The sequence below is a fragment of the Klebsiella michiganensis genome (genome assembly GCF_002925905.1).
Classification (GTDB): Bacteria; Pseudomonadota; Gammaproteobacteria; order Enterobacterales; family Enterobacteriaceae; genus Klebsiella; species Klebsiella michiganensis.
This window is the reverse complement of the sequence record NZ_PRDB01000001.1, coordinates 809,453-824,364: the sequence shown is the minus strand read 5'-3', so window position 1 is coordinate 824,364 and position 14,912 is coordinate 809,453. Positions and strand designations below refer to the sequence as shown.

Below are 14,912 nucleotides of genomic sequence, written 5' to 3'. Positions count from 1 at the left end.
CCCGAAGGCGGAAAAGTTTAGTTAAACTGCGTTAACCAGGGGCGGTTGATGGTTAACACCTCATCAAGCAGCGCCCGGGCATCGGTCACATTCCCGACCAGCGGGTTACTCACCAGCGCCAGCAGCGCGCTATCCCGGCAGCCGTGGACCGCGGCCTCAATCGTCAAGCGCTCGAAGGCTTTCACCTGCTGCGTCAGACCGTTCATGATCGGCGGCAGCGCGCCAAAGGCCAGCGGTCGTGCGCCCTGCGCGTCAATAATGCTGTTAATTTCCACCACCGCATCATCATCGAAGCCTTGAATCGCGCCGTTGTTGCGGGTGTTGACGACCATCTCTTTGCCAAGATTGTTGTAGATGGCGTTAATCAGCTCCACCGCCACTTCGGAGTAGTACGCCCCGCCGCGGAAGCTCAGCTGTTCGGGCTTTTCATCCAGCTCGGGCCGGGCATAGATATCAAACAGCTCCTGTTCCACCTTCATCACCTGTTCCGCGCGGGTGCCTTTGGTTTTGGCCGCCTCAATCTCTTCCGCCAGCATCGCCGGCGTCAGCCAGAAATAGCGATGATAGGGACAGGGGATGGCCTTCAGGGCCCGCAGAAACTCCGCCGGCCACGGCAGCGATTGAATATTGTTCATCGAGAGCGATTGACCGTCACACAGCATGTCGATGACCTTACTGGTCACCTCTTCCCGCCCCTGCATCACCTTGTGTACCCAGACCATATGATTCAGCCCGGCGAAGCTCAGCCGGACCTCCTCTTCTTTTGCGTCCAGCATTCCGGCAATCATGTGCTGCATATTGATGGGCACGTTGCACAGGCCGATGATTTTCGCGCTGCTGTAGCGGCTCACCGCCTCCGTCACGATCCCTGCCGGATTGGTAAAATTAAGGATAAAGGCGTCGGGCGCCAGCGCTTCCACCTTGCGGGCAACCTGTAAAATCACCGGAATCGTGCGCAGCGCTTTGGCAAAGCCGCCGACGCCGGTGGTTTCCTGACCCAGCAGATGGTACTTCAGCCCCAACCGCTCATCCGCCGCCCGCGCCGCCAGCTGCCCAACCCGCAGCTGGGTCAGCACGAATTGAGCGCCGCGAATGGCCTCATCGAGGCCGAAATGCACGCTGACCTTCACCTGTTCAAGGCCATGGCGCTTTAGCATACGCTGGGTCAGCGCGGCGATAATCGCCACTTTCTCGCGCCCGGCTTCGACATCCACCAGCGCCAGTTCCGTGACCGGAATCTGCTGATGGCGAAGGATAATGCCTTCGATAAGTTCCGGCGTATAGCTGCTGCCGCCGCCGATGACGGCAATTTTCAATGTTTGCATAGTGGCCTCATTTTTGGCGTACAGATCCCCGCGCAAGGCCGCAGCGGCGTTGCGAAATGAACGCGTTGATGGGTAAAGGTTAGGAGTTCAGCAGAGCGAGCGCTTTATCGAGGACGGCGGCCCCGCGCATCATGCCGTAATCCGCCATGTCGATCACCGCCACGGCTTTCCCGTGCGGTGCAGCAAGCTCCGTCAATCGGGCCGCTTCATACTTCACCTGAGGCCCCAGTAAGATCACGTCGGCATTGGGCAACTCGCGCTCAAACTCGGCGACGGGTACGGCGTAAATCTCCAGCCCCAGCGCGCGCTGCTGCGCCTCGGCCTTCATTTTGTTAACCAGCATGCTGGTGGACATTCCGGCGGCGCAGCACAGGACGATACGTGGCATAATTCCTCCCAATGGATTTGGCGTAAGCGAGCGCTAAACAGACACCATCGACTATAAGACGAGGTGCCGGTATGGGTGAAGGCTATATGAAAATTTTTTTCACGTACGTGATCGGAGCGTTATTTTTCACCTCTTTACTCCGGCATAAAAGCGAAAGCGGCAATAATCTCAGGCATTGTGCGTGATTGCGTGGTATAAAAAGCCCTCATTACTTGAAAAATATTTTCAATCAGGCGGTGGCGGAGAAAGAGGCTGAAAGCATGGATATCGTAGGACAGTTACAGGAAGGCATGACTCGCTTTAGCGCTCAGGAATCAAGAGTCGCGGCATTTATTCTGCAGAATTTAAGTTTTACCGCCAGCGCTTCGATTGATGAACTGGCGGTGCGCGCTGGCGTGAGCGCAGCCACAATTACCCGCTTTGCCCGCTCCGTCGGCTGCGAGGATATTCGTGATTTGCGAAAGCAGCTGGCGCAGGCTTGCGAACGTCGTACCAGCTGGCTTAACGAGGAGAGCGCCGCGCTGCCCGTCGCGTGGCGCGACAAATTAAGCCTGATTAGCACACATCTTGAGCAGCAGCTGGTGAGCACGCCCGAATCAACGCTGCAAAAGCTGCGCACGCGCCTGCAAAATGCCCGCGCCGTACACTGTTTCGCCCTCGGCGCACAGGACATCGCGCTGGCGACGCTGCTTCAGCACCAGCTGCTCTCCATCGGGATCGTGATGAATCTCTGCCAGGACAGCGCCCTGATGCGGATGATCGCCAGTACCCTCAGCGACGATCATCTCCTGCTGGTGCTGGCAACCGGCGAGGCCGACGCGATTTTGCAGGGCGCGACCCTGCTGGCCCGGGTACAGGAAGCGACAATTTTCGCCCTCACCCCCGTCAACCACGCGTTGAGCAATATGGCCTCCGCGCTGCTGCCCCTGCCTGAGAATGCGCAGGCCGCGCGTTACGCCCTGCTGCTGCTGGTTGACCTGCTTAACGACGCGCTGCTCGCCTGACGTTATTCCTTTCGGGCCTGAATTTCCTGCGTTCAGGCCCCATTTTTGCTTATTTTATAAGCGGATAAATTTACATTAAGCGCAAGCGCCCATCATTCCTGCTCTCCTCTTTTTACTTTGTTCTGCATCAATAAAATTGCAAACATCTTTGATGCAAAGCACTACATATAGAACTTAAAATGCGTCCCGGCCCCACATATTGTATTAATAGTCTATTATGTCACCACACCCATCGTACTCAGGCGGTGATGGGATGTGGATAAAAAGGGCCGGGATCGGAGGGAAACGGCGGCAGCTACAGCGCCCCGGGACTTCGGTTGACCTTCCGCCTCTGTGGATAACCTGTTCTGTAAAAAATTATGGAGTGATCATGACACCGCATGTGATGAAACGCGATGGCTGTAAAGTGCCGTTCAAGTCAGAGCGCATTAATGAAGCAATTCTACGTGCAGCTAAAGCAGCGGGAGTCGATGACGCAGACTATTGCGCCACCGTCGCAGAAGTCGTTAGCCAGCAAATGCAGGGCCGCGCCCAGGTGGATATCAGCGAGATCCAGACCGCCGTTGAGAACCAGCTGATGTCCGGTCCCTACAAGCAGCTGGCGCGCGCCTACATTGAATATCGCCACGACCGCGATAGCCAACGTGAAAAGCGCGGTCGTCTGAACCAGGAAATTCGCGGCCTGGTTGAGCAGACCAACTCGGCGTTACTCAACGAGAACGCCAACAAAGACAGCAAAGTCATCCCTACCCAGCGCGATCTGCTGGCGGGCATCGTCGCCAAGCACTACGCGCGCCAGCACCTGCTGCCGCATGACGTGGTCATGGCCCACGAGCGCGGCGTGATCCACTATCACGATCTCGACTACTCCCCGTTCTTCCCGATGTTCAACTGTATGCTGATCGATCTTAAAGGCATGCTGACCCAGGGTTTTAAAATGGGCAACGCCGAGATTGAGCCGCCGAAGTCTATCTCTACCGCTACCGCGGTGACGGCGCAGATTATCGCTCAGGTCGCCAGCCATATTTATGGCGGTACGACCATCAACCGCATCGACGAAGTGCTGGCGCCGTTTGTTACCGAAAGCTTCAATAAGCACCGTAAAATTGCCGAAGAGTGGCACATCCCCGACGCCGAAGGCTACGCCCGTTCCCGCACCGAGAAAGAGTGCTACGACGCCTTCCAGTCGCTGGAATATGAAGTGAACACCCTGCATACCGCCAACGGCCAAACGCCGTTCGTGACCTTCGGTTTCGGCCTCGGCACCAGTTGGGAATCGCGTCTGATTCAGCAGTCCATTCTGCGCAACCGCATTGCGGGACTCGGTAAAAACCGTAAAACGGCGGTATTCCCGAAGCTGGTCTTCGCCATTCGCGACGGCCTGAACCACAAGTTTGGCGATGCGAACTACGATATTAAACAGCTGGCGCTGGAGTGCGCGAGCAAGCGCATGTATCCGGATATCCTCAACTACGATCAGGTCGTGAAGGTGACCGGCTCGTTCAAAACCCCGATGGGCTGCCGCAGCTTCCTCGGCGTGTGGGAAAACGAGGACGGCGAACAGGTGCACGATGGCCGCAACAACCTCGGCGTTATCAGCCTCAACCTGCCGCGCATCGCGCTGGAAGCCCGTGGCGACGAGACTGAGTTCTGGAAACTTCTCGACGAACGCCTGCAGCTGGCGCGTAAAGCGCTGATGACCCGCATCGCTCGTCTGGAAGGAGTGAAGGCTCGCGTGGCGCCGATTCTGTATATGGAAGGCGCCTGCGGCGTGCGTCTGAAAGCGGACGACGACGTCTCTGAGATTTTCAAAAACGGCCGCGCGTCGATTTCGCTGGGCTATATCGGCATTCATGAAACCATCAACGCGCTGTTCGGCAACAAGCATATGTACGATAGCGAAGCGCTGCGTGAGAAAGGCATCGCCATCGTTCAGCGCCTGCGCGAAGCGGTAGACCAGTGGAAAGACGAGACGGGCTACGGCTTTAGCCTGTACAGCACGCCGAGCGAAAACCTCTGCGACCGCTTCTGCCGTCTGGATACCGCTGAGTTCGGCGTGATCGAAGGCGTAACCGATAAAGGGTATTACACCAACAGCTTCCACCTTGACGTAGAGAAGAAGGTAAACCCGTACGATAAAATCGATTTTGAAGCGCCTTATCCGCCGCTGGCTAACGGGGGCTTTATTTGCTACGGCGAGTACCCGAATATTCAGCACAACCTGAGAGCGCTGGAAGACGTGTGGGATTACAGCTATCAGCACGTGCCCTATTACGGGACCAATACGCCGATCGACGAATGCTACGAGTGCGGCTTTACCGGTGAGTTCGAATGCACCAGCAAAGGCTTCACCTGCCCGAAATGCGGCAACCACGATGCCTCCCGCGTGTCGGTAACCCGCCGCGTGTGCGGCTATCTCGGGAGCCCGGACGCCCGTCCGTTCAACGCCGGCAAGCAGGAAGAAGTGAAGCGCCGGGTTAAGCACCTGGGCAACGGGCAGATCGGTTAATTCCGGGTGGTTTAGCCCCTCCCCTAATCCTCTCCCCTGCCGGGAGAGGGGACCGACCGGCCACTCGAGCCGTTCCCGGATCGCGGCGCAAAGCGCCTTATCCGGGCTACAACCGCGTATGCGGCTCTTCGTAGCCCGGCCGAGCGCAGCGACGCCGGGAGCCGTTCCCTTTACAAATGCAAAGCCCCTCCGTTTTCGCAAAGCAATTCGCGTCAGAGCAAGGCGGCAAACGAGGGAATCCCCGGGAGCGTACATTAAGTACGTGACTGGGGTGAGCGAGCGCAGCCAACGCGGCTATGGCGTTAATTGAGAAGCGAAAAATGAATTACCATCAGTACTACCCGGTAGATATCGTTAACGGTCCGGGCACTCGCTGCACCCTGTTCGTTTCCGGCTGCGTTCACGAGTGCCCCGGCTGCTATAACAAGAGCACCTGGCGGCTAAACTCCGGCATGCCGTTCACCGCCGAGATAGCCGACCGCATTATTGCTGACCTCAACGATACCCGCGTTAAGCGCCAGGGGATCACGCTTTCCGGCGGCGACCCGCTGCACCCGCAGAACGTCCCGGAGATCCTTAAGCTGGTGCAGCGCGTTCGCGCCGAGTGCCCCGGCAAAGATATCTGGGTGTGGACCGGCTACAAGCTGGACGAACTTAACGCCGCGCAGATGCAGGTGGTGGATCTCATCAACGTGCTGGTTGATGGCAAATTTGTGCAGGACTTAAAAGACCCGGCGCTGATCTGGCGCGGCAGCAGCAACCAGGTTGTACATCACCTGAGATAGCCTCCCGCTACAGCCGTTTATGGACGTTCCGATAGACGGCTAATTTCTCTCGTTTTCCCACAGCAATAACATAAACCCTCACCACCTCATCCCGAACCTGATATACCCGTCGGTATCCCGAAGCGCGCGCGGCTCGAACTCTGGCTGCGCATCTCAAAACCGGCTGACGCACTCCATGGCCACCGCTTTAAACTCAGCAAAACTGCGGGTGGCGGCAAGGCGGGCCATTGCCCGTTCACGCAGGAAGGTGACGAAAATATCGTAGATCGCCATCGCCTCTTCATACTCGCTTTTGCTGATGGCGAGCAGGAAGATGATATGCGCGGTTTCATCGCCCCATGCGATACCGTGCGGGGCGATGACCGTATAGACCACGGTCTTTTTCGCCAGCAGGCCGAGGGCGTGAGGCAGCGCGATCCCGTCGCCGAGCATGGTGCTGACGATAGCCTCACGCTCCACCACCGACCCATGAAACTCCGCTCCGACAAACCCCTCCTGCTGCAGCTGCTGGCACAGCGCGGCAAACAGCGCCTGCTGATCCATCGGGGTATCTATCACCTGGAAGTGGGCCTCATCAAAATACTTATTCAGCATCCAGGGACGCGTGCGGTCCACCAGCACCAGCTTGCCGATTTGGTCGAGCTGGTAGTCGGTAGGAAACGGCGCAATGGTGACCACCGGCTTCTCTTTCTCACTGATGCGCACGGTGGAAATGACAAAATCTTCCGCGATCTCTTCCCGCTGTTCATATTCGCGTTGCGAAAGGGTGGCGGCAATTTCCAGCTGCGGATACTTACGCTGAAGAATGGCTTCAATCATCCGCACCATCGCGTTGCTGGTATCGCAGACCAGCAGCACCTGCGGCTGACGCTGATAGCCGATATTGTAATGGCGCTCCAGCCCGACGCCGATATGCAGCACCAGAAAGCCGATCTCGTTTTCGCTGATGGCGTAGGGAGTATATTTCCCCCAGCTCGATACCGCCGCCAGGGTCATGTCCCACGCCATGGGGTAATGCTGTTTGATATTTTCCAGAAGCGGGTTGGGGATCATTATCTGGTAGCGCACGCGGGTGATCATGGTCTTAATATGGGTCAGTAAATCCGCACGCAGCTGGGCATCGTCCAGCAGATTGTAGTTATATTGCTGATTGATATAGCGCAGGATGTAGTTCACCAGCGCTTCGTCGTCGTCGGCGCTGATGGTGCCCGGATCGACGTCCTGCACCTGGCGGGCGGCAAGGTGGACGCACAGCCACTCCTCTTCCGCCGGAGCAAGCAGTTTGCCCGCCAGCTGCTGCATCGTGTTTGCCAGCTCGCGTGCGGCGTCGCGTACGTTTTGCCCCACATCCTCGGCGCTAAAATCCGCCAGCGGATACCCTTCGCTCACGCGGCGCACGGCAACCGCGACGTACAGGCAGATAAAGCGCTCCCCCGCGTCCGTCAGCCGCACGTGATGGCGGGTTAACGTCTCCTGCAGCACGCCGGCCAGCAGCGTCGGTACGCTGGCGTCAAACGCCTCTTCGCCAATAAGCGGGTTCAGCGGCCCCTGCTGGCTCAGCTCCCACAGCAGATCGGTCAGGCAGGCGCGAATGGAGACCTCGCTGCCGAACAGCTTCATGCCGTGGCGCGGCCGGGTCTCGAGGGTGAGCTGATAACGCTGAAAACGCTCGCGTACGTCAACCATATCGCCCTGTAAGGTGGCGCGGCTGACGAACCACGCATCGGCCAGATCCTCCAGCTTGATAGAAAACGCGGAAGTTAAAAAGCGCACCAGCAAAAAGTGGATGCGATCCGCCGCGGTTCGCGGGATATGCTGCGCTTTCGGCGCGCTCTCTTCCAGCGTCTGATAGCGCGTCGGATCGTGAATCACCAGCTGATAGCCGCTGCCGCGGGTGAGGATAAACTGCGCGCCGTAGTGCAGCAGCAGCGCGTTCAGCGCGGTGATGTCCGCGCGTACCGTGCGAGTAGAAACCGACAGCCGCTGCGCCAGCTCCTCCTGCGGCAGCGTTTCGTTTTGCAACAGAGTAAACAGCTGCGCTAAACGTTGATGGGGAAATCGCATGTCAGTTCCTTTTTCTTACGGCTCAGGGTTGAGCGGATATCACCATCTGCGACGGGCTGCCAACCGGGGTGTAGTCCGGAGAGAACGTCAGCCTGCCATCCTTCGGCGCGACGCGAAAGCGGGTGATGTTGTCGCTACGCTGGTTCATGACGTACAGCCACTGCCCCTGACTGTCCAGCGTCAGCGTGCGCGGATAGTCGCCGCGGGTCCAGATATCGTCCTGGTGGCTCAGGCTGCCGTCAGCCAGCACCGTAAAGTGGGCGATACTGTTATGCAGTCGGTTGGCGACGTACAGCTGCTTGCCGTCGCGGCTCAGGACCAGGCCGGCGGCAAAGCTGGTGCCCTTATACTCTGCAGGCAGCGCCGAGACCGTTTTCCCCTCGCGCAGCAGGCCGCTTTGCTTATTGAGATGATAAAAAGTGAGCGTCGACGCCTCTTCGTTAATCAACCATAGTCCGTCGCCCTGCGGCGTAAACACAAAGTGGCGCGGTCCGGCGCCGGGAGATGAGGCCGCGATAAACGGCGGATCGTTCGGCGTCAGCTTCCCGGTGGCGCTATCCAGCCGGTACTGATAGATCCGGTCCAGGCCGAGATCGGTGGAGTAAACGAATTTACCGCTGGGATCGGCGGCGATCATATGGGCGTGGGGGCCGTTATGATCGCTAATGGCAAAACTGCCTTCGACGGCTGCCGCCGGGCGTTCCGCGCCCGCAGGCCCTTGATCCTGATGCACATCCACCGCCTCGCCCAGGTTACCATCTTCTTTCACCGGCAGCACGGCGATACTGCCGCTGACGTAGTTTGCCACCAGCAGATGACGTCCATCGGGGGTCAGGGAGAGATAAACCGGCCCGGCGCCGCCGGAAGCGACCTGATTCAGCTCGCTCAGTTCACCGTTGCTGCCGATGCGCCACGCCTGCACCACTCCCTTTTCCACTTCGCTGGCGCCGTACAGGGTTTTGCCATCCGCCGAGACGGTAAGCTGGGCCAGGTCAGGCAGCGTCCCGACCAGCGTTTTATCGCGCAGCGCCCCGGTCTGGCTATCAACGGTAAAGCGATACAGCCCTTCGCCATTGGGGTTGTAGGTGCCGACCCAGGCGTACTGGGTTTGCGCAGCGGCGCCGGCGGCGAGCAGAGAGAGTGAAGCAACAAGCAGGTGACGAGCGGTTGGCATGGTGACTCCTTGATGGTTCGGTGGCGGTTTCCCTTCGCCCTAACCCTCTCCCCGTTGGGGAGAGGGCCGGGTGAGGGATAATCGGCGCTATTTTACTAACTGTTTGGTGATCGAAAGCAGCTGACGCACGTCCGCCGGGCGGGTGTGACCGCTGGCTTTATCAATAATCGAACTGTAGATATGCGGGATAATTTTACTTACCCCTGCGTCCAGCGCGATCTGCAGGATCTCGCCGTAGTTTTCCAGATCGATCCCGCCGGTGGGCTCCAGCCAGAAATCATGACGGGCGCAGGCCTCGGCCACCGCAATAAACTCGTCGCGATGCTTCAGCCCGCCCATCGGGAAATATTTAATCGAACTGCCGCCCATATCTTTCAGCAGCGCAATCGCGGTTTCCAGCGGTACGATGCCGTCCGGCGCGCCGCTGCTGAGCGGACCGGTGGAGATCTTCACCATTCCCGGCGTACCGGTTGGCGACACCAGGCCGTTAACCACGGTTTCGTTCTGCCCCAGCAGCGCGCGGCTGGTCGCCACGCCGGTAAATACCTGGTTGACGTGCTGCGGCTGCACCTGACGCGAAATTTCGCTGACCATCGCCGACTGGTTCGGGTCGCCCGCGCCCAATCCCACGGAGAGCGCGTTATCAATCCGCTGCGCGTATTCACGCATATCGGCAACCGCGCTGGCGACGTCCGGGTAATTTTTGGAGAGCACGCCCACCAGTACATGACCTTCCGCCGCCTCATAAATCTCGCTGGCGTTCTCTTTGCTCCCCGCCAGCACGTTCAGGCAGACGCGGTCACGATAAAAATTAGGGGTCAGTTTCATGCGTTTTTCTCCTTGTTCAAAACTTCTGCGATGCGACGGGAGACAATCTCCAGCTGCTGCGCGTTCACGCTGCGGACATCGGCTTCAATAATGCCTTCATTTGCTTTATAGCCACGGAAGTAGATGGCGTATTCGCCCTGCTTCAGCGCATTGACCAGATCGCCGGTATCGACGCCGGTCACCGCTTCATCAAACTTGATCTCCGCCCGCGCGATATCGCGGCCGGCGCTGTCCCAGACCACGCGCGCGGTGACGCCATCGAGCGTATTGAGCTGCTGAATAAACGGCGTCATCTTCGCCACCATCTCTTCACCGCTCTCTTTGCGCGCCGTCAGATAGTGCTCAATCGCGCAGGTCAGGCCGAGGATCCCCTCTTTGCCCACCTTCATCGCCCGGCCAATGCCGTTCGACTGACGTTTAACCCACTCAACATATTGGGTTTTGCCAATCACCAGCCCGCTGGTCGGCCCTTCGATCGCCTTCGCGCCGCTATAAATCACCAGATCCGCGCCGGCGCGATAGTAGGCCTGGAGGTCTTCCTCCGCCGCCGCGTCGACAATCAGCGGCAGATTATGGCTCTGCGCCACCGCTGCCGCCTGCGCCACGTTGAGCATGCTTTTCTGCACGCAGTGGTGGGATTTGATGTACAGAATGGCCGCGGTGCGCGGGGTAATGGCCGCCGCCAGCTGCCCGGCGGAACATTCATTGGCGTAGCCCGCTTCCACCAGCCTGCCGCCGCCCAGCGCCACCATGGTGCCCACCGGCGCGCCAAAATTGACGTTATGACCCTTAGGCAGCACGATTTCGTTGTTTTCAATCGGCGTCACGTGCAGGTTTTCCAGCAGCCAGTCGCTGTCTTTTACCAGCACCGCCGCCACCGACTGGGCGATGCCCGCCGAGGCGCAGGAGACGACGGTCGCCCCTTCCACGTCCAGCAGCTTCGCAATATACGCGCCGGTTTTATTGACCAGATCTTTCATCTCGAAGTACTGGTTCATCCCCGCCATCGCGGCGTCCACCACTTCCGGCCGCGGCGTGGAGACGCCAAGAATGGTCATACGACCGGAGGTATTAATCACCTGTTTTAAATCATATTTCTCAAAAATCGAAGGCATTTTCCGCGCTCCCTTGTTCGGTCAGATAGCCCTTGCCCGCGCGAACGGCGGCAAGCGGCAGCAGAATCTTGTCGGTCTGAAGGCTCTCTTTTTCCGCATCCACCAGCACCGTTGGCGTCTGCGCGAGGGTAAACAGCGTCAGGTCGGCGTCGTAACCCACTTCCAGCCGCCCTTTGTGGCTAAGACGCAGGCCTTCAGCGGCGTTGGCGGTCACGCAGTCAATGACCTGCGGCAGTGACATGCCAATGGCGAGGAATTTCGACATCACCAGCGCCAGCGATCGCACCGGGCCGTCGATACGGTTGCGGCAGTAAATATCGGAGCTGATGGTGTGCGGCAGAATGCCCATAGCAATCGCCCGCCGCGCCACCTCGAAGCTGAAGCTGGCGGTGCCGTGGCCGATATCAAGGCGCACGCCGCGCTGTAGCGCGCGAGAAATCGAGCTTTTCAGCTCGCCGGACGGCGTCAGGATACGATTGGGTTTACCGTTGTAGCAGTGGGTAATGATGTCGCCGGAGGTCAGCAGGTCGGCGATCTCATCCAGGTCGGGCGGATTGTTGCCGATATGCACCATCAGCGGCAGGCCGCCGTTTTCCTGCTGAATCGCCTTTGCGCGCGCCAGCGGCGTAATGCCGTTTTCCCCCACCACGCTGCTGCTCATCCGCGCCTTCAGGCCGACGATAAAGTTCGGGTAGCGGTTGACCGCCTGCTTCACCGCCTCCGCGTCGATATTCGCCATATTGGCCAGTTCATTCTGGGCAATCAGCCCGACGCGGGAGATGTTAAGCAGGGCGTAAACTTCGGTCGCGGCTTTGCGGGTCAGCTGGTAGAAATCATCCACGTCGTCCGCGCCGGTGCTGCCCGCGTCAATCACGGTGGTCACGCCGGTAGCAACCCCCACGCTGTCCGGCTCATCATGGTAAATCGGCGAGTTCGGATAGCAGTGAACGTGAGAGTCAATCCAGCCTGCGCTAACGTAATAGCGACCGTCCAGCTCAAGGGTTTTGCGCGCAGGCGCGCTAATCTCGCCAAGCGCCGCGATTTTACCGTCCCGGATGGCGATATCGGTCAGGGTATCGTCGACGAGGCGCGCACGGCGCAGGAGTAAATCAAACATGTCTCTCTCCTGTTAACGCGGGCGCCGAGGCGCCCGCAGGACTTAACTAATCGCCACCGGGAAGATTGACCCAAGAAGCATGGCGCCAAGGATCGCGCCGCCGGTGATAGGCTTCTGCCAGATGTAGAACAGCAGCGCGCCCGCCAGGGAACCGATGCCGATAGGAATAGAAGCGGTCATGGCGCTGAGGATAATCAACGGTCCGAGGAAACGGCCTGAGGCGTTACCGGCCCCCATCATGACGTCCGCACCGTAGGTGGAATCGCTCTGGTTGATGGTGAATTTACGCGCCAGGATGATGATGTAGCCAATCGCGAGGCCCAGCACCAGTCCGGTGACCAGCGAGGCGGCAAAGTTGGCGACCGGGAAAACAAAGCCCGCGCCGAGCAGCAGCGCCGGAACGCCTAAGCCGACGCCGGTCTGAATCGCCCCGCCGATATCCAGAATCCCCACCAGCGAGCCTTCGATAATACGCGCGAACAAGAAGCTAGCGCCGAACGCCGCTACCGCGCCGTAGGCCCCTGTATCAATTCCCGCTTTCAGCATCGCCACGAAGGCGACTTCGTTAAACGCGCCGATGCCGTAGAGGTAGTACATATGCGTCCCGGCAAAGACGCCGGCGGAGAGCAGGCCAACAAAGATCGGGAACGACCAGTCGGCATACCAAAAACCTTTATTTTGTTCCATGAGAGGCTCCTGTTATTTACCGCTGAGCGAGTTGTGGATCAGTTCCAGCCAGTTCGGCACGGTCAGATGGAAGGATTCAATCATCTTCATGTCGAAACCGCGGAAGAAGCCGCTCAGAACGAACAGCGCGACGATCGCCACCATCATCACCTTGGTGACGCGGTGCCAGCCGCTCTCTTCAACGCCTTTCCCGATCAGGATGCCCAGCACCAGGCCCGGAACGGCGTTACCCATAATCAGCTGCGCCGCGCCGCCGAAAATCGTCGCCCAGAAGCCCGATTTTTTACCGGCATCAATCGCCGCCAGCCAGAAGATGACCGGCATCACCGTATTCACCAGCAGATTTGCCGCCGGAACCAGCACTTTAACCGCCGTCACCTGCAGCGCTTCCGGTACAGAAGAGGCGGTGAGGTTGAGGAAAGCGACCACGATCATGCCGATAATGCCGCAGGCGATGGCCATCTTTTTCGGATCGTGCAGCGTCTCGCCGACGTTGCGGTTTTTAATCATCAACGCTGCCGCCCCCCAGTTGGGGATAATGCGGTGGTCAACGTCCTGAGTGAAGGAGCCTGCCGCGACGGAAGAGGCCCAGGCGTTGAAGAAGAAGCCCAGGCCAAATGAGAAGTGGGAAGCCGGATCGCCTTCACATGAATTCAGCTCGCCCAAGGTACGAAACGCCCCCATCCCCTGCGTGGTGGGCGCATGAAACATGCGTGCCGCTCCGGCGCCTACGCCGACGCCAACCAGGCCGCCGATGATGAGCGATTTTATTAAAATTATCAGGAACATAGTCTGACCCTTTGGTGAAAATCAGGTTTGCGTGACGAAATCCACTTTATCGAGATTAATGGCGGTCACGGTGACGGTGACCTTCAGCTCCACGCTGTAGGTTCGTCGCTCACGGCGCAAAAAGAAGAATAAAAAGGCCTCTTTCCGTACCGCTTCACGCGCATGAACAACCTCCACGTCCTGTGGTTCAATACGCAGTAAGATGTGCGGCGACGTTTTCATCACCGCCGCCTGGACATGGTTCAGGGCATCGGCAAAAGCGCGCGTTTTGCTCTCGCCTTTGCCGGTAACGCTCACCGTGGTGGTGAATTGCTCTTTCATGCTCACGCGCTGTACTTCTTCTTCCAGGCCTCAACCAGGCGTTCACCCAGCTCTTCTTTATCCATAAAGCCGAAGCCCAGTACGTTGTAGCCTTCGTTGATCGCGGTGACGCCTTCATCAACGGAACGCATGCCATATTTCGCCTTGTAGCCGTGCTTATTCTGCGCGGTGATAGCCCCTGCGCCGCCGCTGCCGCAGAAAGAGATACCGAAGGTGGCGTTTTCCGCCTTCATCATGTCGCCCAGCTTCATATCCGCGGCAACGCCCGGCACGACCACGGCGCGAGCGCCGGCTTTTTCCGCACCTGCGGCAACTTTTTGTCCTTTACCCAGGCGATCGCCAATAACAACGGTGATTTGTTCCATTTGTGTGCTCCTTACAGGTTATCTTTCGCGACTTCGAAGTGGACGGACAGCAGCCAGGCTTCTTCATCTGGCAGATTGCCGAACTGCGCGACCACTTCGCGGGCCAGCATCATTGAATCTTCTGAGATCTCTTCGAACAGGCTGGCATCCACTTCCGGCAGCGGCTCGCCGCTGATTGACCGATGGGCCATCGCCCGAACGTGGGAAGTCAGCATTTGCTCCTGAACGTCGTTGGGGACGATGTTGCGGCGGCTTAATAGTGCGAAAACCTGCTGCAGCATCTTGTCGGCCAGCTGTTCGGTTAGCGTGGCCTGCTCCTCTGGGACGTGTGTTACCGCTCCGTTATTCACTTGAATTACCCCGTTGATGTCTCTGGGGATAACACTAATGCCGGGGGCAAAGAGTTTGTAGCGAGTTGTTTTCCACTTCGAAGTGGAAAGG

General features: G+C 58.6%; 15 protein-coding genes and 1 pseudogene. 3 read left to right on the top strand and 13 right to left on the bottom strand.

Annotated features, from left to right (window positions below):
* Positions 1 to 17: 17 nt before the first annotated feature.
* Positions 18 to 1,325 (bottom strand): 6-phospho-beta-glucosidase, encoded by a 1,308-nt coding sequence (locus tag CDA56_RS04055; protein ID WP_014227663.1) that lies wholly within the window; start codon positions 1,323 to 1,325, stop codon positions 18 to 20.
* A 79-nt stretch (positions 1,326 to 1,404) separates the two neighbouring features.
* Positions 1,405 to 1,713 carry a PTS sugar transporter subunit IIB gene (locus CDA56_RS04050; RefSeq protein WP_014227662.1) on the bottom strand — a complete coding sequence of 103 codons (309 nt, stop codon included), beginning with the start codon at positions 1,711 to 1,713 and terminating at the stop codon, positions 1,405 to 1,407.
* A 260-nt stretch (positions 1,714 to 1,973) separates the two neighbouring features.
* On the opposite strand from CDA56_RS04050, the gene CDA56_RS04045 reads away from it, so the two are divergent.
* From CDA56_RS04045 to nrdG, 3 genes are all read left to right on the top strand, one after another.
* Positions 1,974 to 2,717, top strand: a complete 744-nt coding sequence (locus CDA56_RS04045) for a MurR/RpiR family transcriptional regulator (RefSeq protein ID WP_025107453.1) — start codon at positions 1,974 to 1,976, stop codon at positions 2,715 to 2,717.
* Between the two features lie 370 nt (positions 2,718 to 3,087).
* Entirely contained in the window at positions 3,088 to 5,226 is a 2,139-nt protein-coding gene (gene nrdD, locus CDA56_RS04040; RefSeq protein ID WP_025107452.1) for an anaerobic ribonucleoside-triphosphate reductase, read from the top strand.
* 320 nt (positions 5,227 to 5,546) lie between these two features.
* Positions 5,547 to 6,011: an anaerobic ribonucleoside-triphosphate reductase-activating protein gene (nrdG, locus tag CDA56_RS04035; protein ID WP_032718943.1), complete on the top strand. Its 465-nt coding sequence runs from the start codon at positions 5,547 to 5,549 to the stop codon at positions 6,009 to 6,011.
* A 7-nt stretch (positions 6,012 to 6,018) separates the two neighbouring features.
* Here the strand turns inward: nrdG and CDA56_RS31185 are convergent.
* From CDA56_RS31185 to CDA56_RS03985, 11 genes and pseudogenes are all read right to left on the bottom strand, one after another.
* Positions 6,019 to 6,138, bottom strand: a pseudogene (locus CDA56_RS31185) (type II toxin-antitoxin system mRNA interferase toxin, RelE/StbE family); the annotation flags it as partial.
* 26 nt (positions 6,139 to 6,164) lie between these two features.
* Entirely contained in the window at positions 6,165 to 8,075 is a 1,911-nt protein-coding gene (locus CDA56_RS04030) for a BglG family transcription antiterminator (RefSeq protein WP_102803700.1), read from the bottom strand.
* 22 nt (positions 8,076 to 8,097) lie between these two features.
* Positions 8,098 to 9,249 carry a lactonase family protein gene (locus CDA56_RS04025; protein WP_064358218.1) on the bottom strand — a complete coding sequence of 384 codons (1,152 nt, stop codon included), beginning with the start codon at positions 9,247 to 9,249 and terminating at the stop codon, positions 8,098 to 8,100.
* Positions 9,250 to 9,336: 87 nt separating this feature from the next.
* Positions 9,337 to 10,077 (bottom strand): 2-dehydro-3-deoxy-phosphogluconate aldolase, encoded by a 741-nt coding sequence (gene dagF / locus CDA56_RS04020; RefSeq protein WP_014227653.1) that lies wholly within the window; start codon positions 10,075 to 10,077, stop codon positions 9,337 to 9,339.
* Positions 10,074 to 11,192: a DgaE family pyridoxal phosphate-dependent ammonia lyase gene (locus CDA56_RS04015; protein ID WP_014227652.1), complete on the bottom strand. Its 1,119-nt coding sequence runs from the start codon at positions 11,190 to 11,192 to the stop codon at positions 10,074 to 10,076. The genes dagF and CDA56_RS04015 overlap by 4 nt, the downstream gene beginning before the upstream one ends.
* Positions 11,176 to 12,309: an amidohydrolase/deacetylase family metallohydrolase gene (locus CDA56_RS04010; RefSeq protein ID WP_032695165.1), complete on the bottom strand. Its 1,134-nt coding sequence runs from the start codon at positions 12,307 to 12,309 to the stop codon at positions 11,176 to 11,178. The genes CDA56_RS04015 and CDA56_RS04010 overlap by 17 nt, the downstream gene beginning before the upstream one ends.
* A gap of 42 nt (positions 12,310 to 12,351) precedes the next feature.
* Positions 12,352 to 12,996: a DUF4310 family protein gene (locus CDA56_RS04005; protein WP_004098076.1), complete on the bottom strand. Its 645-nt coding sequence runs from the start codon at positions 12,994 to 12,996 to the stop codon at positions 12,352 to 12,354.
* Positions 12,997 to 13,008: 12 nt separating this feature from the next.
* Positions 13,009 to 13,785: a DUF4311 domain-containing protein gene (locus tag CDA56_RS04000; protein WP_004098075.1), complete on the bottom strand. Its 777-nt coding sequence runs from the start codon at positions 13,783 to 13,785 to the stop codon at positions 13,009 to 13,011.
* Between the two features lie 21 nt (positions 13,786 to 13,806).
* Entirely contained in the window at positions 13,807 to 14,106 is a 300-nt protein-coding gene (locus tag CDA56_RS03995) for a DUF4312 family protein (protein WP_004098073.1), read from the bottom strand.
* Between the two features lie 2 nt (positions 14,107 to 14,108).
* Positions 14,109 to 14,471, bottom strand: coding sequence for an SFCGS family glycine-rich protein (locus CDA56_RS03990; protein ID WP_102803699.1), 363 nt, complete (start codon positions 14,469 to 14,471; stop codon positions 14,109 to 14,111).
* A gap of 11 nt (positions 14,472 to 14,482) precedes the next feature.
* Entirely contained in the window at positions 14,483 to 14,821 is a 339-nt protein-coding gene (locus tag CDA56_RS03985; protein ID WP_004098070.1) for a PRD domain-containing protein, read from the bottom strand.
* Between the last annotated feature and the right edge of the window lie 91 nt (positions 14,822 to 14,912).